We start from the raw sequence: 25,940 nt of genomic DNA on the forward strand, positions 1-25,940 counted from the left end.
CCGCGCGTGGCGCTGCTACATCAGTGAGATGTCCGACACATCGGACGCATAATGATGCGTGTCCGACACGGCCGGCTCCGGCAGCAAGGCACTGGAGAGGCCGCCCGCGGACAGCAGTGCGGAGTGATCGTAGTCGTGCTCCGGGAATCCTGGACCGGCGACGGGGTCGGCCGACAGCGGCGCCGAGATCCCGTGCGGCTTCGGGTCGATCACCTGCGGCTTGATCGGCGCCTGGGTGGGCACCGGGGCGGTGTAGGTCGGGGCGTGCGGCTCGACGGTGGGCGCCGGTGCGGGAGCGCTGTAGGTCGGCTGGTCCGGCGCGGAGTACGTCGGCTGCGCAGGCCGGCTCACGGTCGGCACGCCACCGGTCGGCAGCTCGTGACTCGGCAGGTCGTCGGTCGGGTAGGTGCTGTGCGAAGTGCCGCCGGTGCTCGGGCGTCCGGCGCTTCCGCCCGGTGTGGTCACATCGTCGTCCGGGGTGGCCGGAACGTGCGTGGGCGCCGGAGTCTGGGTGACCGTCGCGCCGGGGGTCTTGGTGGTCGGCACGTCCGGCGCGGTCGTGATGCCGCCGTGCGGCGCGGTGGTGACGCCCGCGCCCGGGGTCTTGGTGATGTCGAGATCCGGCGTCTTCGGCGTGGACGGGGCGGTCACGTCGCCCGGAACGCTGGGCGTCGGCGTGGTCTTGACGATCGTCGTCGGGGCGGGCACGGTCGCCGTCGGCGAATGCGTCGGGTGCGACGGCTGCGGGTCGGACACCGGAGCGGGCTTGACCGCCGGCGCCGGCCGCACCGCGTCGAACAGCGCCGGAACGGCCGCGGCAGGCGCGGTGAGCACGGACGGCCCCTCCGGGGCGGCGAGGACGTTCGCGATAGGGGTCGAGGCGACGTCGGGCTGAATCGTGGTCTGCAGCGGCGTGACCGCGACGACCGGGGCGGCGGCGACCGCAGCGGGTGCGGGCGCGGGAGCCGGGGCGGCGGGAGCCACCGAGGCGACCGGCGCGACCGCACCGGCGGGAGCGACCGGAGCCGAGGCGGACAGCGGCTGGGCGACGCTCGAGACCGCCGACGACTGCGCGGCTCCCGCGGACGGGGACTGCGCCACGCCGGAGGCCGCCGACGACTGCGTCGCGGACGAGCCCGGTGACGTGAGCGCGCCGAGCAGGCCGGAGTGGCCGTGGCCGGGCGCGTCCTGCTCGGCGGTGTGGTCGATGCCGTCCGGAATGCGGATGCCGTCGGCCAGCCAGTCGGTGAACTCGTCGAGCTGCTCGCCGACATGGCCGACGCCGACGTCGACCTTCATCTCGGAAGTGAAGTAGATGCCGTTCGGGCCGATCCCGAAGTCGACCTGCCACTGCGTGCCGACGAACGCCCCGAGATCGCCGCCGCCCTGCCCGACGCCGTCGAACGGGTCGCCCGCCGCGGGCGTCGCGCCGACACCGTTGCCGCCCGGCAGGTCGAAGACGGTGGAGCCGGGCGCGACGAAGCCGTTCGAACCGGGCAGGCCGAAACCGTGTCCGGCTTGGCCGAGTCCGTGGCCGGGCAGGCCGAAACCGTGCCCGCCGGGTGCGTCGAGATCGTTGGAAGCCTCGGACCTGGCTCCCGGCAGCGCGGGACCGTGGGACACATGGCCCTCTGTCCCCGGAATGGTCAGACCGGATCCGGAACCCTCCGTGCCCGGGATGCCACCCAGCCCGGGAACGCCGTTTCCGGAGTGGCCGGGCAGTTGCATCCCGTGCCCGCCCGCTTCGCCGCCGGGCAGCGTAGGCAAGGGGAATCCGGCGTCGGTCCCGCTGTAGTCGCCCTCGAGCGTGGGCAGCGCCGGGGCGGCGCCGGTGCCGGGCAAGGTGAACGCGGGCGCGGGACCGGCCGACCCCGGGGCCGGGATGCCGTGCGCCACCGGAGTGTTCGAGCCGTGCGAGGAGAACGGCGCGGGTTCGACGACCGGGTCCGGGAACGTGATCACCGGGCTCGGCTGGTCGGGGTCGGGATCGGTGCTGTGCGCCCAGCCGGTGTGCCAGCTGTCGAGGCGGGATTCGCCGGGCTGCGCGGGGACGCCGCCACCGTTGGCGGCCACCAGGGCGCCGCCGGTGACGTAGGCGCCCGCCCGCGCGACCCGCGCAACGCCGGTGGCCACGCGGTAGGCGGTATCGCCGGCGCGCTCGGCCCCTTCGGTGTCGTCGTCGAAGGGCAGATCACGCGTCATAGAGAAGCTCCACTCTCGGTTGTCCAGCATCCTCACCGCGCCGTCGGGACCGAGTGAAGATCACCCAACAGTATTTCGGGAATACTCGCCTGTCACATTCTCCAGGACTGGAGAGAATGGGACTGTGCTGGGCAACACAACCTTGCCATCGGAATTACCGGATCGGAAGCCCCATTTGCGGCGGTCTTCCGGACCGCATGCAGGTTCGAACAGCCCCCGCTACCAGGACCGATCGTTACGTCAGCCGCATGGCCGCCAACGCGCCGGGAAAATTAATGGAACTCTAAGATTTGCCGGCGGAGTGCTGAAGAATCGCTTCTCGCCGTCGAATTCGAGAACCGGCCGTTCGGCGGCACGGATGTGCGGGGCACCACACCGCGGGGAGAACTGCCGGGCGAGATCGCGCTCCACCTACCCAGTCGACAGCCGGCCCGCCGCTCCCAGAGTGTGGGATTACATTGACACCATGGCCGGACAACGAATCCTGGTCGCGGACGACGAGGTTCGCGTCCTCGCGTCGCTGCGGCGGGGCCTGGAGCTCTCCGATTTCGAGGTCGTCACCGCGTCCGACGGGGCCGAAGCGCTGAGCATGGTCCGCGCCACCACGCCCGACGCGATGGTGCTCGATGTCAACATGCCCGAACTCGACGGCGTCGGCGTGGTCACCGCTCTGCGGGCGATGGGCAACGACATCCCGATCTGTGTGCTCAGCGCGCGCACCGCGGTCAGTGACCGGATCGCCTGCCTGGAGCGCGGAGCCGACGACTACCTCACCAAGCCGTTCGATCTCGGCGAGTTGGTCGCCCGGTTGCACGCACTGCTGCGGCGCAGCCGGAAACCGGTACGGCGGCCGGAGGAGGTGCGCGCGGTCGGGCGGGTGCGCATCGACCCGGCCGGGCGCAGGGTGCTGGCCGGAGACCGACCGGTGGAGCTGACGAAACGGGAATTCGAGGTGCTCGCCCTGCTCGCCGAGCACGCGGGCATCGTGCTCGGCCGCGAGCGGATCCTGTCCGCCGTCTGGGGATACGACTTCCCCACCGACACCAACGTCGTCGACGTGTTCGTCTCCTATCTGCGACGCAAACTGGAGGCGGACGACGTGCCCCGGGTGATCCACACCGTGCGCGGCGTCGGCTTCGTCCTCCGGGAGGAACCATGAGCAGGTCACCGTCGCTGCGCACCCGGGTGGCCGTCGTCTCGGGGGTGGTCGCGGCGCTGGTCGCGCTCACCTTGACGATCACCTTCGCGGCTCTGCTCGACGCCACCGGCGAACGCCAGCTGGACGAGACCGTCTCCTCGATGGCGGTGCGCGTCGCCGGGCCGCTGGAAGCGGTTCCCGCGCAACCGGGTCCACCGGCCGCGGCCCCGTTGTCCCCCCGGCAGGCGCCCGCGGACGCACGCGGGCCGGGTGCGCCCGCCGACGCGGCGATCGCCCGGGTCGACGGTCTGCCCGGCGTGCTGGTCGCGCTCGATCCCGACCGCGATGTCGTGGCGTCGGCCATTCACCGCAGTCAGCGCATCGGGTTCGGCATCGGCGTCGCGGGCGCGCTCCTGGCCGCCCTGCTCGGCTGGTTCCTGGCCGGATTCGCCGCGCGTCCACTGCGCCGCCTGGCCGACGCCACCCATCGCATCGACACCCTGGAGGAACTGCCGCCCTTGTCCGGCCGGGGCGCGCGGGAAGCCGAGGAACTCTCCGACGCGATCACCCGCATGCTCGCCCGGCTGGAGGCCGCGCACCGCGCCACCCAGCGCGCGCTGAGCGGCGCGCGCGACTTCGCCTCGGTCTGCGCGCACGAATTGCGGACGCCGCTCACGGCTTTGCGCACCGACCTGCAGGTACTTGCCACCAAAGCGATACCGGACGAGCAGCGCGGCGCGATCCTGTCCGAGGTACTGCTGGCCGAGCGGCAGATCGAGAACACCCTGACCGACCTGGAACGCCTCGCGCTCGGCGAACTCACCGAGCCGGACGTCTTCGAACCGTTCGACCTCTGCGACACCCTGGACCGGGCGGTGCACGACGCCCGGCGCAGGCATCCCGGAGTCGACGTCCGGCTCGCCGAATGCGCCCCGGTCACCGTCACCGGTCTGCCCGGCGGCGTCCTGCTCATCGTCACGAACGCCGTCGCCAACGCCGTGCAACACGGTCGTGCCCGAACCGTCACCGTCACCGCGCGGTCCGGTCCGGAGGACACCGTGGAAATCCACGTCGACGACGACGGCCACGGCATCCCCGAGGCGCTGCGCGCCGACGCCTTCGACCGCTTCGTCAAAGGGCCCGGCTCCCCCGGCTCCGGCCTCGGTCTGGCCTTGGTCCGCCAGCAGGCCGAATTGCACTCCGGCACCGCGGAACTCGGCGAGAGCCCCTTGGGCGGCGCCCGCCTGCGCGTACGGCTGCGCACGGCGGGCTAGCCGCCTACTTCTTGTCCTTCGGCTTGTCCGAAGCGGCGTCGGAGGACAGCGCGGCCACGAAGGCTTCCTGCGGGACGTCGACCCGGCCGATCGTCTTCATCCGCTTCTTACCTTCCTTCTGCTTCTCCAGCAGCTTGCGCTTGCGGCTGATGTCACCGCCGTAGCACTTGGCCAGGACGTCCTTGCGGATGGCGCGGATGTTCTCGCGGGCGATGATCTTCGACCCGATCGCGGCCTGGATCGGCACCTCGAACTGCTGGCGGGGGATCAGCTCGCGCAGCTTGGTGGTCATCTTGTGCCCGTAGGCCTGGGCCGCGTCACGGTGCACGATCGCGCTGAACGCGTCCACCGCCTCGCCCTGCAACAGGATGTCCACCTTCACCAGCTGCGACTCCTGCTCGCCCGACTCCTCGTAGTCCAAGCTCGCGTAACCGCGAGTGCGCGACTTCAGCGAGTCGAAGAAGTCGAAGATGATCTCCGCCATCGGCATGGTGTAGCGCAGCTCGACGCGGGTCTCCGACAAGTAGTCCATGCCGCCGAGTTCGCCGCGACGGGACTGGCACAGCTCCATGATCGAACCGATGAATTCGCTCGGCGAGATGATCGTGCACTTCACGACCGGCTCGTACACCGTTTTGACCTTGCCCTCCGGCCAGTACGAGGGGTTGGTGACCACGTGCTCGGCGCCATCCTCCATCTCCACCCGGTACACCACGTTCGGCGCGGTCGAGATCAGGTCGAGGTCGAACTCGCGCTGCAGGCGCTCGCGGGTGATCTCCATGTGCAGCAGGCCGAGGAAGCCGCAGCGGAAGCCGAACCCGAGCGCCACCGAAGTCTCCGGCGTGTAGGTCAGGGCGGCGTCGTTGAGCTGCAACTTCTCCAGCGCGTCGCGCAGATCCGGATAGTCGGAGCCGTCCACCGGATACAGGCCGGAGTACACCATCGGGCGCGGCTCGCGATATCCGGTGAGCGGTTCGCTCGCGCCGCCGCGCGCACCGGTCACCGTGTCGCCGACCTTGGACTGACGCACGTCCTTCACGCCCGTGATCAGGTAACCGACCTCGCCCACGCCGAGCCCCCTGGTCGGCTTCGGCTCGGGCGAGACGATGCCGATCTCCAGCAGCTCGTGCGTGGCGCCGGTGGACATCATCTTGATCTTCTCGCGCGGGGTCAGCTTGCCGTCCACCACGCGGACGTAGGTGACCACGCCGCGATAGGTGTCGTAGACCGAGTCGAAGATCATCGCGCGGGCGGGCGCGTCGGCCTCGCCGACCGGCGGCGGTACCTGGGCGATCACCTGGTCGAGCAGATCCGTCACGCCCTCGCCGGTCTTGCCGGAGACGCGCAGCACGTCCGACGGCTCGCAGCCGACGATGTGCGCCAGCTCGGCGGCGTAGCGCTCCGGGTCCGCGGCGGGCAGGTCGATCTTGTTCAGCACCGGGATGATCGTCAGATCCTTGTCCAGCGCCAGGTACAGGTTGGCCAGCGTCTGCGCCTCGATGCCCTGCGCGGCGTCGACCAGCAGGATCGCGCCCTCACACGCCTCCAGCGCACGGGAGACCTCGTAGGTGAAGTCCACGTGGCCGGGGGTGTCGATGAGGTGCAGCACGAAATCGGTGCCCGCGTGCTCGCCCGTCCTCGGCGTCCAGGGCAACCGCACGTTCTGGGCCTTGATGGTGATGCCGCGTTCGCGCTCGATATCCATCCGATCCAGATACTGCGCACGCATCTGCCGCTCCTCGACCACACCGGTCAGTTGCAGCATCCGGTCGGCCAGCGTCGACTTGCCGTGGTCGATGTGCGCGATGATGCAGAAGTTCCGGATCCGGGCGGGATCGGTGAACGTCGTGTCGGCGAAGCTGGCGGGCACTCCACTCCTCATGGGTATCGGCAAACTGCCGTCCATCGTCCCATGCTGCTCTGCTGGTTTTTGCAGCGCCTGCGGTGCTGCGTGTTCACGGCCCCGGGAAGTCTCGCGTTCGAGCGACCGAGACTCGCGACTTCGTCGCATGCGCTTCGGTCGCTGGAACGCGAGACGGGCCGCGAACGGTGCTCGTAGGACTCGCATCCGGGCGGGTCGGAAGTGTGCTCGGGCGGCGGACCCTCGGTTCGCCGGTCCGTATGGCGCGCGGTTTCCTCGGGCGGCGAACGACCTCGGTGACACAACGGATCCCACGCGGGTGAGAAGCGGCGGGTGCGCCGTTATTCTCCTGAGATGGCCCGAAGTTGGAACTCCCTCGGCAAGCAGATCGGCCTCCTCGCTAAGCAACAGGGTCCAAAGATCGTCAAGCAGCAGGGTCCCCGGCTCGTCGACCGGCTCGTCGGGTCGCTGGCCCAGCGGCGCACGAACGGGGGCGTCGCGGTGCGGCCCGCCGCGTCGATACCGGTCCCCACCGCCGAACGGGCCCGGCAGATCGTCTACTCGCCGCAATTGGACGGCCGGGCCGATCCCGGGGAGATCGTCTGGACCTGGGTGCCGTTCGAAGAGGACCCGAGCAACGGCAAGGACCGGCCCGTGCTGGTGGTCGGCCGCGATCGGCGCACGCTGCTGGGCCTGATGCTGTCGTCGAATCCGGAACGCGCCTACGACCGCAACTGGATCGGCATCGGCAGCGGGTCCTGGGACCACGACGGCCGTCCGAGCTGGGTGCGGCTGGATCGGGTGCTCGACGTGCCGGAGGCGGGCATACGCAGGGAGGGCGCGATCCTGCCGCGCAAGACCTTCGACCTGGTCGCCCACCGGCTCTGCGCCGAATACGCCTGGCACTGAGGACGACATGTCGCGCGTACTCGGGCCGACCAAGATCGCCATGCTGGTCACCGACGTCGGTTTCCTGCTCTACTGGGCGATCGCGTTCGCCCGGGTGATCCCGCCCGAATGGGCCTACAAGGACTACGCCGACCCGATCCTCGGCGACTGGAACTACTCGTTCCTCGTGCTGGACCTCGCCGCGAGCGCCACCGGCCTGGCGAGCCTGTGCCGCGGGCCGGGCGGACGCACCCTGATGACCATCTCCTTGACGCTGACCAGCGTGGCCGGGCTGCAAGCCCTGGCATTCTGGACGCTGCGCGGCGATTTCAGCCCGCTGTGGTGGGCGCCCAACCTCTTCTTGCTGCTGTTCCCCCTCCCCGCCTTGGTCACCCTGGTATGCGACGGCCCGCAGGAGCGAGCGGCGAGCTGACGATGCCGCGGGCCGATGACCCGGGCGCGAACGCGCCGGTCAGGAGATCATGTCGCGGGAACGGCCGAACAGCAGGCCGTACAGCAGCGCGCCGAGGCCCCCGCCGATCAGCGGGAACACGATGAAAGCCCAGACCTGCCCCATCGCGCCGTCCTGATAAGGCGCCACGGCAAGACTGCGGGCCGGATTCACCGAGGTGTTGTCCACCGGGATCGACACCAAGTGGATCACCGCCAGCGTGACGCCGATGGACAGGCCGGCCAACGGCACGTCCGAGAGCTGGTCGGTGGACGACAGCACCACGAACACCAGCAGCGCCGTGAGCATCACCTCGACGATGATCATGGCGGCGATCCCGAACCCGTTCTGCACGACCACCTCGCCCAGTGGCCCCCGGATCGCCGACGGACTGTGTTTGCCCCACCCGTTCGCGCCGAGACCGTCGACCGACCGGTCGTACGACGGCAGGTTCTTGGCCAGCGCGAACAGCACGAGTCCGGCGAGGAGCCCGCCGATCAACTGCGAGATCACATACCCGGCCGCGGACACGCCGCTGAGCCTGCCGAGCAACAGATGCCCCAGGGTGACCGCCGGGTTGACGTGACAGCCCGAGATCGGCCCGATGGAGTAGACGAGAAACATCAGCGACAGACCGAAGCCCAGCGCGACACCCAGCGGACCGACCTTGTTCCCCGCCAGCACCGCGGTGCCGACGCCACCCATCACCAGGACGAAGGTGCCGAGCGCCTCGGCGCCCCACTTCTTGCTCTCGGGGATCGGTTTGTTCTCGACAACCTCTTCGACCATTTCCTGGGCCGTTGGAGACATCTGTCCACCTTCCGCGTTCCAGACATGTACTCGGACGAGTCGTGGTACCGCTTCGACAACAGAGCCGCTCGAACAGCAACGGTTGCTCTGAGGACGCTACGCGAGTCGGATGATCTCTACAACGACTTCTGGACCGGTCGAGCGCCGCCGGAGAAGACACCGGGCAGCATCGACCCCGCCATGGCCCCGGCCGGCGGAGGGATGCTATCAGCGCAGGTGAAGCTGCCGTTTATGTTGTTATCCCGCCGCACGCGCTGCTCACCCGGTGCTGATATCCCGCGCCGGGCAGCGGTGCGGGCCCCGAGATAGCTGGGCCGGATCGACTCGCGGCGCCCTGGCCGGTACCGCGACGCCGGAAACACGTAGCCGCCGGTCTTCCCGGGACGCCGCGCAGTCCGATCTCCAAGGCTGGGATCAGCCGAACGCCCCGCTGCCCGGCGGAACGCGAGCCCGTCACCCGCGATTCGACCGGTCGGGTGTCGATTTCGTGTGCCGGACGGCGACTGGTAACCTCGACCTTCGGCGCTGCGTTACCCGTCCACCTCGGGTATGTCGCGCGCTCGACGAACTTTCCCAGGACAGACCTACCAGACAGGAACACGAGGAACCGGCGTGGCCAACATCAAGTCCCAGCTGAAGCGGATCCGCACCAACGAGGAAGCGCGCAAGCGCAACCAGTCGGTCAAGTCCGCGCTGCGCACCGCCATCCGCGGCTTCCGCGAGGCCGCGGCCGCCGGTGACAAGGAAGCCGCCGCCGAGCGCCTGCAGTTCGCCAGCCGCAAGCTGGACAAGGCCGCCTCGAAGGGCGTCATCCACGCCAACCAGGCCGCCAACAAGAAGTCGGCGCTGGCGCTGGCCTTCAACAAGATTTGATCCACCCGGTACCGCAGGCCGGTACCGCGCTCGTGCTGTGACGCAGCCGCCGTGGCCTCGATGACCACGGCGGCTTTTGTCGTGCCCGGGCGGCAACCTGGCTGTGAGGCCGTTCTACCTGGGCTTTCAAGATTCGGCCCCCGCCGTGTCAGAGGTTCCAGCTACCATTCCGCGCATGGTAACCGTGTATGCCAATCAGACGGTCGTCCGCGCCGAGGATCTGCCGGACGTGATCCGCGCGGCCGAGGTGCTCGGCTTCGGACTGAAGATCGAGAATGTGCTCGTTCCCGACGACGACGGCGGTTACTCGTTGGAGTGGATCGTCACCCGGGACGAGGACGTGCCCGCCTACGAGGAGTGGGAAGGCCGCTACGAGGACGCGGACGACGACGGCGAACTGGTGCTGAGCTCGGCGGAATGACGCCCGGTCACGGCGCATCCAGGGCGGCGACGAGCCGGTCGAGCGCCGACTGGGATTCCGCGTCCGCGGCGCGGTAGATGATGATCCGCTGGTCGGGATCCTGCACGGGCATCAGCACCTCGTAGCTGACGACCAGCGGACCCACCAGCGGATGCCGCAACGGCTTGTTGCCCCGCCCCTGCACCCGCACGTCGTGGCGGGCCCACGCCTGCTCGAACTCCGCGCTGTACTCGGTGAACTCGGCGATCAACTCGGCCAGCGCCCGGTCGTCCGGGTGCGCGGCCCACGCCGCGCGCAGATCCGCGATGCCCTCCCGGATGATGCGTTCCCGCTCGACATAGAAATCCCGCATGCTCGGGTCGAGCAGGCACAGCCACATGGAGTTGCGCTGCCGCTCCGGCAGCGCGCCGAAATCCGTGATCAACGCCGCCATCTCCCGGTTCCAGGCCAGGATGTCGTAACGGTGATTGACCAGCATCGCGGGCAACGGCGAGAGGTCACACACCAGCATGGCCAGCGCGGGCGAGGGCACCGTGCTCGGCTTGCCGTGGTCGGGCTGCCGCTGCAGCGCCAGATCGAACAGGTAGGCGCGCTCGTCGTCGTTCAGGCACAGCGCCCGCGCCAGCGCGTTCAGCACCTCCACCGACGGTCGCAGGCCCCGCCCCTGCTCCAGCCGCACGATGTAGTCGGTACTCACGCCCGCCAGCTCGGCGACCTCTTCCCGCCGCAACCCGGGGGTCCGGCGCGTCTGCCTGCGCTGCGGCAAACCGAGATCGGCCGGCGTCAACCGCTCCCTGCGGGCACGGAGGAACGCTGCCATCTCGTGCACCCGATCCGCCCCACTGCCGGACCCCGCGTGGGTGCGCGGACTCCCACTGCCCGGCCCGAGATCACGGCGCTGAGCCGGGTCCGGGCCACTTCCGGGGCCGCCAGGGTCAGGCGAGCTGCCACCGCCTGGGCCGCGCTCGGGACCGAGACTTTCGGCCGGGTCCGCGCCCGGCCCTGGCCCACTGTCGTTCCGTGGGCCGCCGTCGGCCCTGGGATCGTGGTGCTGCGCCGACGCGGCGCCGCTCCCGGGCCCACCATGGTTACGCGGGCTGCCGCGGCCGGGCCTGAGGTCGCGGCGCGGTATGGGGTTCACCGTGCCAGTCATCACCGTCGATCCTACGGCTGCCTAGGACTGGGCTTCCCAGGATGAAGCTTCCCTTACTGGGCCGCGCGCGCCGTTGAAAACTGGCTTCCGACCACATGGCATCGCGAAACACAAGGAGCTGGACATGTCCGGAGCCCGCACCCTCGACACCTACCGGCTGCTCGGCCGCTCCGGCCTCAGGGTGTCTCCCCTGTCCTTGGGAACCATGACCTTCGGCGCCGACTGGGGCTGGGGCGCGGACCGGGACGAGGCCCGCAAGATCTTCGACACCTACGTCGACCGAGGTGGCAACTTCATCGACACGGCCAATCAGTACACCAATGGCACCTCAGAGCAACTGCTCGGCGAATTCACCGCGGACAACCGCGAAAGCCTGGTGCTGGCCACCAAATACACCATGCTGCGCCGCCCCGGCGACCCGAATTCCGGCGGCAACCACCGCAAGAGCATGGTCGGTTCGGTGGAGGCCAGCTTGCGCAGGCTGAAAACCGATTACATCGACCTGCTCTACCTGCACGCCTGGGACTTCCTGACCCCGGTCGAGGAAATCCTGCGCGGCATGGACGATTTGGTGCGCTCGGGCAAAGTGCTCTACGTCGGCATCTCCGACGCACCGGCCTGGCAGATCGCGCGGATGCAGACCATCGCCGACCTGCGCGGCTGGTCACCGCTGATCGCGCTGCAGATCGAGTACAGCCTGATCGAGCGGACCGTCGAGCGTGATCTCATCCCGATGGCACGCGAACTCGGGCTCGGCGTGATCCCGTGGTCGCCGCTGGCCAGCGGCGTGCTCACCGGTAAGTACAGCCGCGCCGACCTGGACCACGAAGTGGACGGATCGCCCGAGGGCAGCCGCAAGAACGTGGCCGCCGCCAACGGCTCGCTCACCGAACGCGGGCTCGCCATCGCCGACGTGGTGAAGCAGGTCGCGGGCGAGATCGGCAGAAGCCCGTCGCAAGTGGCGCTGGCGTGGACGCTGCTCGATCCCGCGGTCACGTCGCCGATCATCGGCGCGCGCACCGCCGCGCAACTGGAGGACAACCTCGGCGCGCTCGACGTGGAGTTCGACGCCACTCAGCTCGCCCGGCTCGACCAAGCCGGCGCGGTGGAGCTCGGATTCCCGCACGAATTCCTGAACCGCCCGATGACCCGAAGCGTCACCTTCGGCGATCTGAAAATCGAAGGGCGCGGCTGATCATCGCTGCGCGTGCGGCGAATCACCCTTCGATCAGTTCGGGGCCTCCGCACCGTCCACATCGGTGACAACACCGACCGCGGAGGACGACCATGGACTTGGACAAGATCACGAACTGGACGCGCGCCGAACGTCTCGGGCTCGCGGACTTCCTCGACGACCTGGACTACCCCGAGTGGGCGGTCGAGTCCCTGTGCCCGGGCTGGACCGTGCACGACGTCTTGGCCCACCTGACCCTGTCCAATCGGGTCACCCTCGGTGCGACGATCGCTGGAATCCTCCGGGCGCGTGGCGACTGGAACCGGATGACGGAGCGGATGGCGCGCGAGCGAGCGCGTCGGTACTCACCCACCGAACTGATCGCGCAATTGCGGGAAGGCGCCGCGTGGACCCGGCGGGCGCCAGGAGCAGGGCCACTGGACCCGCTGGTGGACACCATGATTCATGGGCAGGACATCGCCCGTCCGCTCGGCCGGCGACGCGTCGTGCCCGTCGAGCAAGCCGTCGTCGGGCTGGAACACGTGCTGCGCAGCCGGTTCTACGGCAGCCAGCAGCGGCTGCGCGGTATCCGTCTCGTGGCCACCGACGCGGAGTGGTCGTCGGGTACCGGGACAGCCGAGATCGGCGGACCGCTCAGCGATCTGCTGCTCGTGGCGACCGGTCGCGCGGCGGGGCTGGCCGGGTTGACCGGCACGGGTGTAGAACGGCTCACCAGCGCGTTACAGGCCCGTGCCCCGATGCCGTAACGAACCAAACTGTTTCTCCACAGTAACTTTGGTTGTCCGATCGGACCACCGGACCCCGGTCCTGGATTACAGCGAGGACTCCGAGCATGGCACATCGCTGGTGCCGGGGCGCGAAGACGGCAGGTGCCCTCCGGCGTCGCGCCGACCGTGGTGAAACTCCAGCGACGCCTCGTACTCCGCGCGCGTCCTCGACCCCGGCCAGTTCTCGCTGCGACCGGCATGCCGACGTGGCACTGATCGTGTGAGCTGATCACTCGACCTGGTCGATGTCGGCGGGCTGATCGAATCAGGCGCGATCAGCCCGTCCCGTGCAGATCGAGGATTCGGGTGAGGGCGTGTTCCAACGCGTAGCCCGTATCGGCGGCGCCGCCCTTCACATCGGCGTTGAGGGTGGCGACGACCTGGAGGGCGGAGCCGATGGTCGCGGGGGTCCAGTTGCGGGCCTGGGCTTGCGCCTTCTTCACCTTCCACGGCGGCATGCCGAGTTGCTGGGCCAGTTTGAACGGATCACCGCGGCCCGCCGAGCCGACGCGCGCGATGGTGTGCACCGAGTCGGCGAGCGCGTCGGCGAGCAGGACGTGCGGCACGCCACGGTCGTTCGCCCACCGCAGCGCCTCCATGGCACCGGGGCGATCGCCGGCCACCGCGAGTTCGGCCACGTCGAATCCGGAGACCTCGGCCTTGCCCGAGTAGTAGCGGCGCACGGCCGCCACATCGATCTTCCCGCCGGTGTCCGCGGCCAACTGCCCGCACGCCGCCGCCAGCTCACGCAGGTCCGAGCCCACTGTCTCCAGCACCACTTGGACGACCTCGCCGGATACCCGCACGCCGGCGGTGCGGAACTCACCGCGCACGAACTCGACGCGCTCGGCGGCTTTGGTCAGCTTCGCGCAGTCATGAGTAACGGCCCCGGCTTTCTGCAAGGCGGGAGCGAGCGCCTTGGCCCGGCCACCTCCGGAGTGCAGAACGACGAGCACCACGCCCTCGGGCGGGCTCTGCGCAGCCTCGGTGATCACCGCGACCGCGTCCTTGCCCGCCTCGGCCGCGGCCTCCAGGATGATCACCCGGTCTTCGGCGAACAGCGACGGGCTCAGCAGTTCCGCCAGTTCCGCGGTGCTGGCGTCCCCCGCGCGCAGTCGATCGACGGGCACCGCGTCCGGATCGGGAGCCAGCGCCCGGATCTGCGCGGTCAGCGCGCTCAACGCCCGCTCGATCAGCAACTCTTCTTCCCCGAGTACCAGGTGCACCGGCGCTGGTCGCTCGCTCACGACAGCGTTTCCCCGAGACAGGAGGGCACCGTGCTCGACGGCATTGCCGGATTGCTCTGTTCGCCGCGCTCGTCCACAGCCCGATCCTACGATCCGGGACCGACACCTCACCTCCCCCAGCCCACCGGATATCGTGGCCCCGCCACCCGGCAGACCGCGATGCTCGGCTCCCGCCGACCCCATCGGACCGAGCCACGGCTCGCACTGCGCCCGAACTTCTGTCCGCCACGGCTCCCGGCGGTTCCGCGCTAGCGGATCCGGCCCACCGAATGGCATCCGAACCGCATCGCGTTCCTGCACCCGACGGGGCTCGCAGTAACCGGATCCCACCGCACCCCAGGGGGCCACAGCATCCGGATGCACCCCAGGGGGCGCAGCATTCGGCCGCTCGGGTCGCCGTCAGAGCGGTAGAGGCCCGATCGCGTGGGCTTCGAGTCGCCCCTGGCATCTCGTGCCCGCCGGTCGTCATCGCGCACTCGTCACGCGGAGGTTGCCGTCGCTGCCGGAGACCACGAGGTCACCTTGCCGATCGGTGCGGACCACCGTCGCGCCGAGGGCGGACAAGTCCGCCAACACCGCGGCATCGGGATGTCCGAAGGTGTTGCCGACGCCGACGCTGACCAGTACGAGCCGAGGACGCACCGCGTCGAGGAACTGGCGTGTGGTGGTGCGTGATCCGTGGTGCGGGAGTTTGAGCACGTCCGCCTGAATGGGAAACCCGGGCCGCATCAGCGCGCGCTGGGCGGACGCCTCGATGTCCCCGGTGAGCAGGAGGCGTCCTGCGGGCGTGCGGGCGGTGACGACCACCGAACGGTCATTGGCGTCCTCGGTTTCGGCGCCCCGAACCGGTCGCGGGCCGTTTGTGGACGGCGCGAGCACCTCGAGCTCGATCGACCCGAAACTCAGCAGGTTTCCGGCCGACAATTCCACCAGCGGCACGCCCGCGCCTCCGGCGATGGTCACGACCTGGGCGAGACCTGAGACAGGGGCGCCCACCTCACCCGAGGAACGCGCCGGCCTTCCACTCGCGTATTCCGCTGGGCTACAGGCTATTTGCGTATGCCACTCCCGTTGAGAAGGACGACGATCTGCGGGCGACACGCTTCGCATCCCGCTCTGACCGACCAAACGGCTTCGGTCATCTTCCCCATAGGTTTTTCCGAAACCGGTGCGGCCGTATCCGCCCGCAGCCGGTGTCGGCGGGGAACCGCATCCGAGACCGACGTCCGGAGGCACCCGATGGGCTTCGCCGGGTGACGCAGGCGGCGGAAGCCCGTCGAGTTCGTGAATTCCGACGGCTATCGCGTCGACCGCGCGACCATGCAACGCGCCGGCGAGCCCGTCGATATGGTCGGCGTGCGGATGGGTGAGGATCAACAGGGGGATGCGCGATATGCGCAACCGGTCCAGACAGGTACGAATCGGGCGCGGGTCCGGCCCCACATCGATCACGACCGCGGCGCCGGGGCCGACCGACAGCGCCAGACCGTCTCCTTGTCCGACATCGCAGGCCGCGAAGACCCAGCCGCTGGGCGGCCAGCCCGGATGCCAGATCCGCACCGGCACCAGGACCACCGCGACACCGAGCACCATCGCGGCGGCGACCCGCCGCACGGCTCGGGCACGCGAGGCCGCGACCACGATCGCTACGACGACACCCGCGACCACTCCCCCGACCGCTCCGCCCGGCACCGCGACGGAGGCGCCGGGCAGCGCCGCCGCCTGGCGGGCCACCCACAGCAACCACCACAGCGGTGGCGCAGCGCAGCGCAGGACCAGGTCGGCGAGGGGTGACCACAGGCTCGCCAGCACCGCTCCGCCCGCCCCGGCGACGGTGACCGGCGCGATGACCGGGGTGACCAGCACATTCGCGAGCACCGCGACCAGGCTGAGCCGCCCGGTGAGCGCGATGACGATCGGCGTCGTCACCACGAACGCCGCGGCGGACACGGCGACGGTCTCGGCGGCCACCCGCCACCATCCCCGGGCGCGCAGCCAGTCGGCCCAGTTCGGCGCCAGCAGAATCAGGCCGCCCGTCGCGACGACCGACAGCGCGAACCCCGCGTTGACGGCGAGCGCGGGCCACAGGGCGAGCAACGCGATGATCGCGGCGCACAGCGCGGGCAGCGCCTGCTTACGCCGACCGGTGAGCACGGCCAGCAGGGTGATCGCGCCCATCGCGCCGGCGCGCAACACACTGGGGTCCGGCCGCGCGACGACCACGAACATGAGCAAGGCCGCGGCGGCGACGGCCGCGGCGGCGCGCGGGCCGAGCGTCAGCAGGCGCACGACGAACAACACGACCGAAAGCAAGATGGTGAAATTCGCCCCGCTGACCACCGTCAGGTGCTGCAGCCCGGCGATCTCGAAGTTCTCGCGCACTTGCTCGGACAGCGCTGAGGTGTCCCCGACGACCAGCGCGGGCAGCAGCCCCGCGGAGTCGGACGGCAGTGCGCGCACGGCCGATGCGGCGAAGGCGGCGCGCACCGTATCGGCGCCGCGCTGCCACCAGGGCAGCGGCCCGGCGGCGGGTGATCCTTGCGCGAGGAGGGTCACGACGGTGAGGTCGGCCCGGCGCGGCTGTTCCACCCGGGCGCGGAACTCGACCGGCCCGCCCGGCGACAAGCCGGCCCACTCCGGGCCGGAGGCGAGGACGACCACCGCGCCGCCGGTATGGACGGTCACACCACCGCGCCGGTACTCTCGCAGATCCGCGCGTACCACCCATTGCCGATCCGCACCGGAGACTCTGCCACGCAACGGTTTCGGGTCGTCCGTCGGTGTGACCACCACCTGCACGGACTGTCCCGCCGCCGCCCGCAGCGGGTGGGTCGCCACGCGATGTTCCCGCCATGCCGCGGCAGCCGCGAATCCCGCACCCAGCAGCACCGCCGCGAGCGCCACCACCGCTACCGCCCGCCGGCGTTCGCCGCGGTGCGCGAGGGCCCACAGCAGCAGCATCCACAGCCCGATGGCCGAGACCGTCAACGCGACCGCCAGCGCAACCCCCGCCCGCCACCCCGCTGCCACCGCCACAATGGTCGCGCCCCAACAGCACAACGCGGCGGGTAGCAGACGAGCGTCCAGCACCTGTACGGTGCCCGGTTCCTCCGCCGAAGCGCCCTCCTGCTGGTCTCGGATGTCTTCGGTGCTGGGACCGGCCGGCGACTTCGGGCGAGATCCGCCCCGTCGGTGAGATTCCGTCGATCCCCCGGCGGTCATACGCGCACCAGATCGCGCAACCGGGCCAGGCGGGCCGGACCGATGCCGTCGACTTCGCCGAGTTGCTCGACCGACGTGAAGCGGCCGTTGGTCGTCCGCCAGCCGACAATGGCGCGAGCGGTGACAGGCCCTACACCGGGAAGCGCGTCGAGTTCGGCTTCGGAGGCCGTATTCAGGTCGATCCGGCCCGCCGGGCTCGACGGACGGCTCGGTGCGGCGGCGGACCCGGAGGAGGGACGACCGCCCGCACCGATCGTGCTGCTGCCCTGCTGCGGCGCGCCGGAGCTCGGCGCGACCGGCCCCACCAGCACCTGATCGCCATCCGACAACCGCTGGGCCAGATTCAGGCCGGTGGTGTCCGCACCCGCGCTCGGGCCGCCCGCCGCGGCGAGCGCGTCCGCGACACGGGAACCTTCGGGCAGGCGGACCAAACCGGTGCGCTGGACCAAACCGACCACACTGACTACCAATTCGGCCGTCGGCGGGCCGGGCTCGGCACGCCTTGGTGATTCTCTGACGGCGCCCACCGGTGCGGGAGAGCCGGGTGTCGCCGCGACGGCGACTTGCCCGATCGCCGGCGGCACCGGGCGAGCGATCGGGCGCTCACGGAAAGCCATCACCCCGGCGATGACCATCGCGGCGATTCCGACCAGCGCGAGTGCGCGTACTCCGCGACGGCCCGGGTCCAGCCGGATGCCCCGGAACCGTTCGGGCACGAGCCGACGCCGCCAGTGCGGTCCGGCCGTCGGCTCCTCCAGCCAGCCGGGAGACCGGATGCGACCGACATCGTCTTCGGCTTCCCGATCGGGCGCCGGAGCGCCGGACAGCCGGAGCAGATCCCACTTCCCGGTACCGCCCGAACTCTCCTCCGGCAGCGGGTCACGCTGGTGCGCAGCGCCATCGGCGACGCCACTGGAGTGTGCCGAGCCGTGCCCGTCTGCGTCCTGCTCGGACCCCGCGCGGGAAGCCGCCGCACCGACGTCCCGAGCCACCGAGCGCCCCTTTCCGGCCACTGGACCGAAGCCGTCGACACGCGCCGCGCGACTCGTCTTCGATCCGTGATCCACCGCGCTTTCGGTAGCGAGCGGCGGTAGCACCGCCATGCCCGATCGTCCCGGGCGTTGGTCGGCGGCCGTTGCGCGGGCAGATTTCGTGCGGCGCGCACTGTCCTGATGGTCGGCGCTGCGCGGGGGCTCGCCGCGCGGGGAACGCGCCGTCGCCCAGCCGGACGGCCCGCGCTCTGCGTCCGGCTCGGCCGCCCCGATGCCCGCACCGGCCGTTCTGCTCGCGCCGACCCGGGCGGTCAGCTCTCCCAATCGCCGTCGTACCCGCTCGCGTTCGTCCTGTCGTGACATGGCGGCGACGGTAGTGCCGCCGACCGGCGAGAAAATCGGTCCGACTTGCCGATTCGACGAACCTGTTGAGAACACCCGGACTGTGCACAACTCGCGGTCGACCGGTCGGAGTCGTCATCCCGACGCGCCGTCGACTACGCATACGCGCCTTCCCCGCTCGACGCCCGCCCGAACGGTCGCACTCGACCGAAGCGCGGTGGTCGCCACCGATTTCCGACCGGCCGCGACGACCAACCGAGACATCGGGGCAGCGAATCCGTCCGCGCCCCGACGCAGCGACGGCGGGACAACGCTCATCCCGACGCTCGCGTAAGCAACCGGACAACGACGCCGCAACCCGACCGCAGGCGGAAGAAAGTAATTCGGGTCAGCCCAAATCCTTGGCGAAGCAATTCGACAAGGGGAGCACCTCGTACGGCGAGAAAATCGGGATCCGATGGTAGCCACTACGTTCGTAGAAGCGTACGGCTTCCGGTTGCAGGTGACCGGTCTGCAGGATCAACCGAGGGCGCCCGGCCGCCCGGGCGGCATCCTCTGCCGCGGTGAGCAACAACACCGCAGCGCCCGGAACCGCGATGCGCTGGGCGGACGAACATCCGCTTGACCTCGAGGTCCTCCGCGTTCCACCGCAACGCGGCGTGGCCGACCGGACCGTCGGAGTACGCCACGAACGTGCTGTGCACGGTGGCCGGGTCGACCGCATTCGGGTTCGTGGGCAACTGTCTCGCCAGATGGGCGTAACGCGGCCCGACCTCGGCGGCCATCTCGTCACGCAATGTCACCGCGTCCGGATGCTCCCAGTCCACCGCGGTCACAGTGAGCGGCGGGCGCACAGAACTCATCCCCCGACGCTAGCCGGACCGCCGGTGCCGCACGAGCGATCGGATCACCGAATTCATTGTCCGACCCGCCGTTCGGAAACGCTCAGTGACACCCGCCCGGGACGACCAGCACGCCCAGCGCTCCCACGCCGAGATGCACCGCCAGCGCGGGCCCGAATTCGGCGACGATGAGTTCTCGGATGCCGGGGACGAGTTCGCGCAGCTGGCCCGCGATGGTGTGGGCGGCGTCCTCGGCGCCGAGGTGTTGCACGGCAAGCGCGGCGCCGTCCTCACCCGCCGCGTCGACCGCCGCGGCGACGAGTTTCACGTACGCCTTGGAGCGTGTCCTGACCTTCTCGCGCAGTTCCAGCCGTCCCTCGACGATGTGCAGCAGCGGCTTGGTGACCAGCTCGCTGCCGAAGAACGTCGCCGCTGAAGACAGCCTGCCGCCGCGGCGCAGCTGCTCGGTGCGATTGACCAGGATGAACGTGCGGGCCCGCGCGGCGGCGGCGACCGCCGCGTCGTAGACCACATCCAGCGGCGCCCCGGCCTTGGCCCGCCGCGCCGCGGCCAGCGTGGGCAGCCCGGTGGCCAGCCCGGCGCCCAGCGAGTCGACCAGGCGGACCCGGTCCGCGGCGTCCATATCGCGCACGGCCTGCCGACCGGCCTCCCACGTTCCGGACAGCCGACGCGAGAGGTGCACCGCGACAACGCCGTCGCCGCCGCTGCGTTCCCAAGCCCGCTCGTACACCGCGCGCAGCTCGCCGGGCGAGGCGGCCGAGGTGGTCACGGTGTCGGACGCGTAGTCGATCTCGACCGGGTCGACGCCTTCCCGCATCGCTCGGTCACCGACCAGGACGTGTAGCGGGACGACGGCGATATCCAGCTCGTCGAGGTGTTCGGCAGGGAGGCTGGCGGACGAATCGGTGACGACCACGACTGCCACGGACTACCGAACCTCCTGCAAGGTCTTGACCATCGCGTTGGCCACCGCCGTATGACCGTCCCAGCCCCAATGGATGCCGTCCGGGTTCGCTTCGCCGGAGAAGATGTTGTCGCGCACCGCTTCACCCAGGTCGACCAGCGGCACCGAAGTACGGCCCGACCAGGCGCGTAGCGCCTGCACCGCCCGTGGCCGCCCGGAATGCACGCGACCGTAGGCCTCGCAGTTGTGCACCGAGGGCAGCACCGCGACGACCGGTAGGTCGGGACGCAACTGTGCCAGCGCGGTGCGGCACTGTTCCAGGTAGTCGACGCTCACCTTCGGCGGGAGCGCCACGGGCCTGCCGAGTTTCGACAGCTTGGGCTGCAGCCAGTTGTAGGTGGCGCGGACGACGCGGCGCAGCGCGGGCGGGCGCACATAGCGGATCAGTTCGCGCAGCGCGGTCGGCAGCGGCGAGGGCAGCGTGTCCATGCCGCCGACGGCGAAGACCACCGCGCCGGCGCGCGGCACCGCCGCCCACACCCGGGGATCACCGATCAGCGCCCAATAGGCGTCGCGGCAGGTCCAGCCGATGCGGGCGACCAGTTCTACGTCCCAATCCAGCTCGGCGGCAACGAGATTCGGCCAGATACGCGAATGGTCGGCGGGCAGCCCGCCCTTGGGTCCGAAGTAGGACAGGGAATCGGCGATCACCAGCAGCACCGGGCGCGCGGCTTCCCGCGTTTCGGCGGGCTCGTCGGCGGTCGCGGATTCCGGAACAGTAGTGGCGGACTCGGCCGGAGCAGGTTCGGGTTCCCTGGCCCCGGCGGGCTCGGTCGTCGCTGCGTTGGACTCGGTCGCGGCGACGGCCGGTGCGGGCGCCGCGAAGATCGCGTCGGCCCCGGGACCGTCCACCGCCGGTTCATCGAGCACCGGCGCGAGCTCTTCCGCCGCTGTAGCAACCGATTCGGCGATCACGTCGACCGCGGACTCGTCCACTGCTGACGCAACCGACACACCGAACGCGGCCGCAGATTCGTCCGCCACCGCGGCATCCGATCGAACGAGCCCTGCCGCGGACTCCGCCACTGCGACAACGGATCCACCGAGCCCTGCCGCAGAAACATCCGCAGCGGAGGCAACCGATTCGCCGAGCGCTTCCGCCGAATCGGCGGAAGCGTCGTTCCCGGTGCCGATGGACGAGGTGTCGCCGACGACGTTCGCCTGCGGCTGCGCTCCGGTGACGATGTCGCCGGATCCGTCGTCCTCCGCGTCGGATTCGTCGGCGGACTCGGATCCGCCGGTTCCGGCCGGGCCCGAAGCTCCTTCGGACGTAGCCTCGGGTTCGCGGGGAGCCGGTGGCGGGCCGAACAGGGCGTCCGGCAACTGCCGTTCGGGCTTCGCCGACACCTTACGGAACAATTCGTCCGGGACCGATCTGATCGGCTCTTCAGAGGACATCCGGTGCTACCTTCGCCGCTGCGTTCCACACATCCAGACGCCAGCCCGGCTGGTCGATGCTCGGGCCGTGACTGCTGAGCTGCACCCAGCTGGTGTTGGCCAGTCCTCCCAGGATGGGCCAGTTCTGTGGCGGCAGGTCGAGCAGCGCGGCCGTCAGGGCGGCGATCAGCCCGCCGTGCGCCACCAGGATGATAGTCCGGCCGGGCCAGTCCTGTCGCTCGACCAGCAACTCCCGCACCACCGGTAGCGACCGCGCCCCGACCTCGAGTTTGCTCTCGCCGTTGGGCGGGGTGTAGCGCGCGTCCAGCCGCCACGCCATGCGCGCGCCCGGATAGTCGGCGTCGACCTCCAGATGGGTCAATCCCTCCCAGTCACCGAGATTGGTCTCCCGCAACCGGACGTCGGGCACGACGGTGAGCCCGGTGTGCTCGGCCAGCGCTGTCGCGGTGTCGAAGGCCCGCCGCAGGTCCGAGGAGTGGATCGCGATGACATTGCGCGAAACCAGCTCGCGCGCCGCCTCTTTGGCCTGTCGGCGACCGAGTTCGGTGAGATCGGTGTCGATCTGACCCTGCATCCGGTCGGTGGCGTTCCATTCGGTCTGCCCGTGGCGCAACAGGATCAGGGTGCGCACGCCGGCATGTCTGCTCACGATCGCGCCTCGTCCTCCGTCGCCGCGGCGCGCGTCTCCGGCGCGGCCCCGGTGAGGCCGGCGACCGGCACGACGGGGCAGTCCTTCCACAACCGTTCCAGCGCATAGAAATTGCGCTCGTCGTTGTGCTGGATGTGCACGACGACGTCGACGTAGTCCAGCAGCGCCCAGCGGCCTTCGCGGGTGCCCTCGCGCCGGACCGGCTTGTGCCCGGCCGCGCGGAGCTTCTCCTCGACGTTGTCGACGATGGCGTTGACCTGACGCTCGTTGGGCGCGGACGCGATCACGAAGCAGTCGGTGATCACCAGTTGCTCGGAGACGTCGAGCACCACCACGTCGGACGCCAGCTTCTCGTCCGCGGCCAGCGCGGCGACCTGCGCGATCTCCACCGACTCCGTCGACGCGGTCATGCCCGCACCCCCATGGCGCTCGACTCCGGCTGGACCGCACTCACGGCCTGGTCGAGGGTTCGCTCGCTCATCCCCGCACCTTCGCTGCGCTCGCTCACGCTCAGCTACCTTCCGCTGCTCCGGGCACATACAGGTGCCGCTTCGATATGTACTGCACCACGCCGTCGGGGACGAGGTACCACACCGGCCGGTTCTCGGCGGCGCGGCGACGGCATTCGCTCGACGAGATCGCCAGCGCGGGGACCTCGACCATGGTCACGGCATCCGCCGGGAGATCCCGTAGATGCTCCTCGAGATGGTCGATGTTCAGCTCGTACCCCGGACGGCTCACCCCGACGAACTTCGCCAAGTCGAACAGTTCCGCCCAATCCTGCCATGTCAGGATGCTGGCCAGCGCGTCCGCACCGGTGATGAAGTACAGCTCGGCGTCGGGATACGTCGATTGCATCTCGCGCAGGGTGTCGACGGTGTAGGTCACCTTGCCGCGGTCGATGTCCGCGCGGCTCACCGAGAACCGGGGATTGGACGCGGTCGCGATGACGGTCATCAAGTACCGGTCCTCGGCCGGGCTGACCCGCTTGTGCGATTTCTGCCACGGCTGCCCGGTCGGGACGAAGATCACTTCGTCCAGGTCGAACCGGTGCGCGACCTCGCTGGCGGCGACCAGATGCCCGTGGTGGATGGGGTCGAACGTGCCGCCCATCACCCCGAGCTTGCGGCCGCGCCGACCTGTCTCGTGCATGACTGCCGAGCTTAACGGGTCGCGCGCGGCCCGCACGGGCCGGTCAGCGGGGCGGGCACCGAACTGGAGACACCCGCCCGCACTCCGGCCCGCCGCGGATCCGGTGGTACCGCGTCAGGCGCTGGTCTCGGTCACCCGGCCGATCCGCAGCATTCGGGCCAGTTGCTCGCGGGTGTGCGCGAGTTCCTCCGTCGCCTCGGCCGACTGCCCGGCCAGCGCGGCCAGGTCGGCGGTCAGCGTCCGCATCGAGGTGAGCCACGGTTCGGGATCGCCTCCAGGAGAAACCTGGAGCCAGGCCGCCGCCCGAACGCACCGCGCTCGGGCCGCCACCGCGCCCAGCCCCGCCCACAGTTCGGCGGCGCGGTGGTAGGCCGCCACGGCCTCGTCGTCCTGCCCGCACTGTTCGAGTGCGCCGGCGGCCGACCATGCCAGCTCGGCGTGCAGCCGCGTCCGCTCCGGGTCGTGCTCGATCAGCCGTGCCGCCTCGAGGAACTGCCGGGCGGCCTCGCGGTGGCGGGCCAGCGCGTGCAGGGACCGGCCGAACTGCGCGCGCACCACCGCCAGCTCGCCGGACGGATACGGTAGCGTCCCGCCGACCAGCGCCTGTTCGAACAGGGCGACGGCCTCGCCGTGGCGCTCGGCGCGGTGGAACGCGCGCGCGGCCACCACCGTGTGATGCAGCACGTCCGATTCGGACAGCCCTTCCCAGCGTGCGGCGGCGCGCACCGCGGCGTCGGCCAGATCGAGCGCACGGTCCGGCTGGCTCGCGATGGCGATGACCAGTTGCGCGCCCAACCGGGCGGCCTCCTCCCGGTCCAGCACCGGTGTACCGAGCGCCAGCGCTTCCCGCAGACGCGCTTCCGCTTCCTCGGGCGCATCGGCGAGCCGGGCCGCGCCGAGTTCGGCGAGTCGGTGTACCTCCGCGGCCCGGTCGCCGGAGAAGTCGTCGGTGACCGGAGCGTCGTCCGGCGCCGTCCCGACTCGGGGCAGCGTGCTACGCACCCCGAGGGGTAGTCGGTCGAGCAGCGGCTCGGCGGCGAGCCGGGCGGCCGTGCGCAGGCTGACCGCGCTGGTGCCGTTGCGGGCGTCGTAGCGGGCACACAGCGCGCCGATCTCGGTTTCCAGCTGCGCGCGCACCGATTCCACCGTGCCGTCCGCCAGCGGAAGATCGCCCAGGCGCAGCGCGACCAGCCTGCGCAGCAGCACGCACACGCCGGTCGCGAACGCCAGGCGGGCACCGGCGTCGGCACCGGCATCGGCCAGCCAGCCGGCGTGCTCGGCGAGGATCTCCAGCCCGCGCGCCTCGTTGCCGGTCAGCGCGCAGAACTCCACATGCAGCGCCACCGACGGGCGCAGGTCCTCGGTATGCCGGACCAGCGGATACCCGGTCAGGTGCGCACCGCGCGCCGCCGCGGCGCGACCGGTGCGCACCAGCGGCAACAATGCCTCGGCCAGCACGCGGTGCGGTTCCTCGGCGCAGACCCGGTCGCCGTCGAGCACGGGCTTCCAGTGTGCGAGCGCGGCCTCGTCATCGCCGAGATACACGCTGGTCACGCCCCATTCGCTACGCTCACAGGCGTCGCAGTCGGACATGCTGTCGCGGGCGGCGGCCCGCGCCTGCTCCAGCCATGCGGCGGCCGCCGCGGTGTCGCCGATCTCGCGCGCGAGTTCGGAGCGCAGGGCCTGCACCGGCCGCAGACTGTAGCCACGCTGCCGATACCGCTTGTCCAGTTCGCCGAACCAGCGGTCGATCGTGGGCAACGGTATCGCCGGATTGTCGATCATCCCCCACGTCACCCATTTCAGGTACCAGTGCACCGAATGCGTCATGGAGCCCAGCTCGGCCGGGTGGTCGTCGTAGATGCGCAGCAATCGGCCGTAGGCCACGGGCGCCAGGTCGCGTTCCCCGGCGTAGGTGTACGACTGCGCCAGCTCCAGCAGCACCCGGCCTTCGAGCGCGCGATCCGCTCCGCTTTTCGCGGCCGCGGCCAAGGTCTCCAGTCGCTCGGTCCGCGTCCGGCCGTGTGGCAGGGCGTAGACCTGCGCCAGTGCCGTGGTGATCTCGGCGGCGTCCATGC

22 protein-coding genes are annotated in these 25,940 nt (G+C 70.4%); 8 read left to right on the plus strand and 14 right to left on the minus strand.

The genetic code is table 11. The features are described from left to right. Positions 1-15: 15 nt before the first annotated feature. Positions 16-2,202 (minus strand): hypothetical protein, encoded by a 2,187-nt coding sequence (locus GVY64_RS23420; RefSeq protein ID WP_159845187.1) that lies wholly within the window; start codon positions 2,200-2,202, stop codon positions 16-18. A 466-nt stretch (positions 2,203-2,668) separates the two neighbouring features. Between GVY64_RS23420 and GVY64_RS23425 the strand changes: the two genes are divergently transcribed. Both GVY64_RS23425 and GVY64_RS23430 read left to right on the plus strand, forming a co-directional pair. After that, on the plus strand, positions 2,669-3,361 hold the full coding sequence (locus GVY64_RS23425; RefSeq protein WP_159845190.1) for a response regulator transcription factor: 693 nt from the start codon (positions 2,669-2,671) through the stop codon (positions 3,359-3,361). Then, positions 3,358-4,614 carry a sensor histidine kinase gene (locus GVY64_RS23430; protein ID WP_159845193.1) on the plus strand — a complete coding sequence of 419 codons (1,257 nt, stop codon included), beginning with the start codon at positions 3,358-3,360 and terminating at the stop codon, positions 4,612-4,614. Before GVY64_RS23425 ends, GVY64_RS23430 begins: the two co-directional genes overlap by 4 nt. Before the next feature lie 4 nt (positions 4,615-4,618). On the opposite strand, the gene lepA is transcribed toward GVY64_RS23430, so the two are convergent. Continuing rightward, positions 4,619-6,520 (minus strand): translation elongation factor 4, encoded by a 1,902-nt coding sequence (lepA, locus tag GVY64_RS23435; RefSeq protein ID WP_328820996.1) that lies wholly within the window; start codon positions 6,518-6,520, stop codon positions 4,619-4,621. 309 nt (positions 6,521-6,829) lie between these two features. Here lepA and GVY64_RS23440 point away from each other — a divergent pair, with 309 nt between their 5' ends. Both GVY64_RS23440 and GVY64_RS23445 read left to right on the plus strand, forming a co-directional pair. After that, positions 6,830-7,384, plus strand: coding sequence for a type II toxin-antitoxin system PemK/MazF family toxin (locus GVY64_RS23440; RefSeq protein ID WP_159845201.1), 555 nt, complete (start codon positions 6,830-6,832; stop codon positions 7,382-7,384). Positions 7,385-7,391: 7 nt separating this feature from the next. Continuing rightward, positions 7,392-7,796 (plus strand): DUF5360 family protein, encoded by a 405-nt coding sequence (locus GVY64_RS23445; RefSeq protein ID WP_159845206.1) that lies wholly within the window; start codon positions 7,392-7,394, stop codon positions 7,794-7,796. Between the two features lie 39 nt (positions 7,797-7,835). Here the strand turns inward: GVY64_RS23445 and GVY64_RS23450 are convergent, their stop codons facing one another. Continuing rightward, complete coding sequence (locus GVY64_RS23450; protein WP_159845209.1) at positions 7,836-8,624, minus strand: aquaporin; 789 nt, start codon at positions 8,622-8,624, stop codon at positions 7,836-7,838. 612 nt (positions 8,625-9,236) lie between these two features. On the opposite strand from GVY64_RS23450, the gene rpsT reads away from it, so the two are divergent. Together rpsT and GVY64_RS23460 are read left to right on the plus strand one after the other, a co-directional pair. Beyond that, entirely contained in the window at positions 9,237-9,497 is a 261-nt protein-coding gene (gene rpsT, locus GVY64_RS23455; protein WP_159845212.1) for a 30S ribosomal protein S20, read from the plus strand. Positions 9,498-9,672: 175 nt separating this feature from the next. Beyond that, the gene (locus GVY64_RS23460) at positions 9,673-9,918 is read left to right on the plus strand and encodes a hypothetical protein (RefSeq protein WP_159845215.1); all 246 of its coding nucleotides are present in this window, start codon (positions 9,673-9,675) and stop codon (positions 9,916-9,918) included. A 7-nt stretch (positions 9,919-9,925) separates the two neighbouring features. On the opposite strand, the gene GVY64_RS23465 is transcribed toward GVY64_RS23460, so the two are convergent. Continuing rightward, the gene (locus GVY64_RS23465) at positions 9,926-10,738 is read right to left on the minus strand and encodes a helix-turn-helix transcriptional regulator (RefSeq protein WP_159845219.1); all 813 of its coding nucleotides are present in this window, start codon (positions 10,736-10,738) and stop codon (positions 9,926-9,928) included. Positions 10,739-11,195: 457 nt separating this feature from the next. Here GVY64_RS23465 and GVY64_RS23470 point away from each other — a divergent pair, with 457 nt between their 5' ends. Both GVY64_RS23470 and GVY64_RS23475 read left to right on the plus strand, forming a co-directional pair. Continuing rightward, positions 11,196-12,266, plus strand: coding sequence for an aldo/keto reductase (locus tag GVY64_RS23470; protein WP_159845222.1), 1,071 nt, complete (start codon positions 11,196-11,198; stop codon positions 12,264-12,266). 92 nt (positions 12,267-12,358) lie between these two features. Further along, positions 12,359-13,012, plus strand: coding sequence for a maleylpyruvate isomerase family mycothiol-dependent enzyme (locus GVY64_RS23475; RefSeq protein WP_159845225.1), 654 nt, complete (start codon positions 12,359-12,361; stop codon positions 13,010-13,012). 296 nt (positions 13,013-13,308) lie between these two features. On the opposite strand, the gene holA is transcribed toward GVY64_RS23475, so the two are convergent. From holA to GVY64_RS23525, 10 genes are all read right to left on the minus strand, one after another. Next, positions 13,309-14,280, minus strand: a complete 972-nt coding sequence (gene holA, locus GVY64_RS23480) for a DNA polymerase III subunit delta (protein WP_159845228.1) — start codon at positions 14,278-14,280, stop codon at positions 13,309-13,311. A 465-nt stretch (positions 14,281-14,745) separates the two neighbouring features. After that, complete coding sequence (locus tag GVY64_RS23485) at positions 14,746-17,310, minus strand: ComEC/Rec2 family competence protein (protein ID WP_268895670.1); 2,565 nt, start codon at positions 17,308-17,310, stop codon at positions 14,746-14,748. A gap of 188 nt (positions 17,311-17,498) precedes the next feature. Further along, positions 17,499-18,857 (minus strand): ComEA family DNA-binding protein, encoded by a 1,359-nt coding sequence (locus GVY64_RS38005; RefSeq protein ID WP_236567087.1) that lies wholly within the window; start codon positions 18,855-18,857, stop codon positions 17,499-17,501. A 446-nt stretch (positions 18,858-19,303) separates the two neighbouring features. Continuing rightward, the gene (locus tag GVY64_RS23495; protein ID WP_236567088.1) at positions 19,304-19,699 is read right to left on the minus strand and encodes a GNAT family N-acetyltransferase; all 396 of its coding nucleotides are present in this window, start codon (positions 19,697-19,699) and stop codon (positions 19,304-19,306) included. An 82-nt stretch (positions 19,700-19,781) separates the two neighbouring features. Continuing rightward, entirely contained in the window at positions 19,782-20,624 is an 843-nt protein-coding gene (locus tag GVY64_RS23500; RefSeq protein WP_159845234.1) for a DegV family protein, read from the minus strand. 3 nt (positions 20,625-20,627) lie between these two features. Continuing rightward, the gene (gene octT / locus GVY64_RS38910; RefSeq protein WP_159845445.1) at positions 20,628-21,323 is read right to left on the minus strand and encodes a diglucosylglycerate octanoyltransferase; all 696 of its coding nucleotides are present in this window, start codon (positions 21,321-21,323) and stop codon (positions 20,628-20,630) included. A gap of 727 nt (positions 21,324-22,050) precedes the next feature. Next, positions 22,051-22,710 carry a histidine phosphatase family protein gene (locus GVY64_RS23510; RefSeq protein ID WP_159845238.1) on the minus strand — a complete coding sequence of 220 codons (660 nt, stop codon included), beginning with the start codon at positions 22,708-22,710 and terminating at the stop codon, positions 22,051-22,053. Next, positions 22,707-23,120 carry a ribosome silencing factor gene (gene rsfS, locus GVY64_RS23515; RefSeq protein WP_159845241.1) on the minus strand — a complete coding sequence of 138 codons (414 nt, stop codon included), beginning with the start codon at positions 23,118-23,120 and terminating at the stop codon, positions 22,707-22,709. Before rsfS ends, GVY64_RS23510 begins: the two co-directional genes overlap by 4 nt. A gap of 100 nt (positions 23,121-23,220) precedes the next feature. Then, positions 23,221-23,862 carry a nicotinate-nucleotide adenylyltransferase gene (nadD, locus tag GVY64_RS23520; protein WP_084489301.1) on the minus strand — a complete coding sequence of 214 codons (642 nt, stop codon included), beginning with the start codon at positions 23,860-23,862 and terminating at the stop codon, positions 23,221-23,223. A gap of 114 nt (positions 23,863-23,976) precedes the next feature. After that, positions 23,977-25,938, minus strand: a complete 1,962-nt coding sequence (locus tag GVY64_RS23525) for a hypothetical protein (RefSeq protein WP_236567092.1) — start codon at positions 25,936-25,938, stop codon at positions 23,977-23,979. Between the last annotated feature and the right edge of the window lie 2 nt (positions 25,939-25,940).

The organism is Nocardia sp. CY41 (genome assembly GCF_009829325.1).
GTDB lineage: Bacteria > Actinomycetota > Actinomycetes > Mycobacteriales > Mycobacteriaceae > Nocardia.

What these genes read in the sequence shown, in the direction of transcription:
- GVY64_RS23420 (WP_159845187.1), bottom strand. Translation starts at nt 2,202, where the DNA reads ATGACGCGTGATCTGCCCTTCGACGACGACACCGAAGGGGCCGAGCGC.
- GVY64_RS23425 (WP_159845190.1), top strand. Translation starts at nt 2,669, where the DNA reads ATGGCCGGACAACGAATCCTGGTCGCGGACGACGAGGTTCGCGTCCTC.
- GVY64_RS23430 (WP_159845193.1), top strand. Translation starts at nt 3,358, where the DNA reads ATGAGCAGGTCACCGTCGCTGCGCACCCGGGTGGCCGTCGTCTCGGGG.
- lepA (WP_328820996.1), bottom strand. Translation starts at nt 6,520, where the DNA reads ATGGACGGCAGTTTGCCGATACCCATGAGGAGTGGAGTGCCCGCCAGC.
- GVY64_RS23440 (WP_159845201.1), top strand. Translation starts at nt 6,830, where the DNA reads ATGGCCCGAAGTTGGAACTCCCTCGGCAAGCAGATCGGCCTCCTCGCT.
- GVY64_RS23445 (WP_159845206.1), top strand. Translation starts at nt 7,392, where the DNA reads ATGTCGCGCGTACTCGGGCCGACCAAGATCGCCATGCTGGTCACCGAC.
- GVY64_RS23450 (WP_159845209.1), bottom strand. Translation starts at nt 8,624, where the DNA reads ATGTCTCCAACGGCCCAGGAAATGGTCGAAGAGGTTGTCGAGAACAAA.
- GVY64_RS23460 (WP_159845215.1), top strand. Translation starts at nt 9,673, where the DNA reads ATGGTAACCGTGTATGCCAATCAGACGGTCGTCCGCGCCGAGGATCTG.
- GVY64_RS23465 (WP_159845219.1), bottom strand. Translation starts at nt 10,738, where the DNA reads ATGGCAGCGTTCCTCCGTGCCCGCAGGGAGCGGTTGACGCCGGCCGAT.
- GVY64_RS23470 (WP_159845222.1), top strand. Translation starts at nt 11,196, where the DNA reads ATGTCCGGAGCCCGCACCCTCGACACCTACCGGCTGCTCGGCCGCTCC.
- GVY64_RS23475 (WP_159845225.1), top strand. Translation starts at nt 12,359, where the DNA reads ATGGACTTGGACAAGATCACGAACTGGACGCGCGCCGAACGTCTCGGG.
- GVY64_RS38005 (WP_236567087.1), bottom strand. Translation starts at nt 18,857, where the DNA reads ATGTCACGACAGGACGAACGCGAGCGGGTACGACGGCGATTGGGAGAG.
- GVY64_RS23495 (WP_236567088.1), bottom strand. Translation starts at nt 19,699, where the DNA reads ATGAGTTCTGTGCGCCCGCCGCTCACTGTGACCGCGGTGGACTGGGAG.
- rsfS (WP_159845241.1), bottom strand. Translation starts at nt 23,120, where the DNA reads ATGACCGCGTCGACGGAGTCGGTGGAGATCGCGCAGGTCGCCGCGCTG.
- nadD (WP_084489301.1), bottom strand. Translation starts at nt 23,862, where the DNA reads ATGCACGAGACAGGTCGGCGCGGCCGCAAGCTCGGGGTGATGGGCGGC.
- GVY64_RS23525 (WP_236567092.1), bottom strand. Translation starts at nt 25,938, where the DNA reads ATGGACGCCGCCGAGATCACCACGGCACTGGCGCAGGTCTACGCCCTG.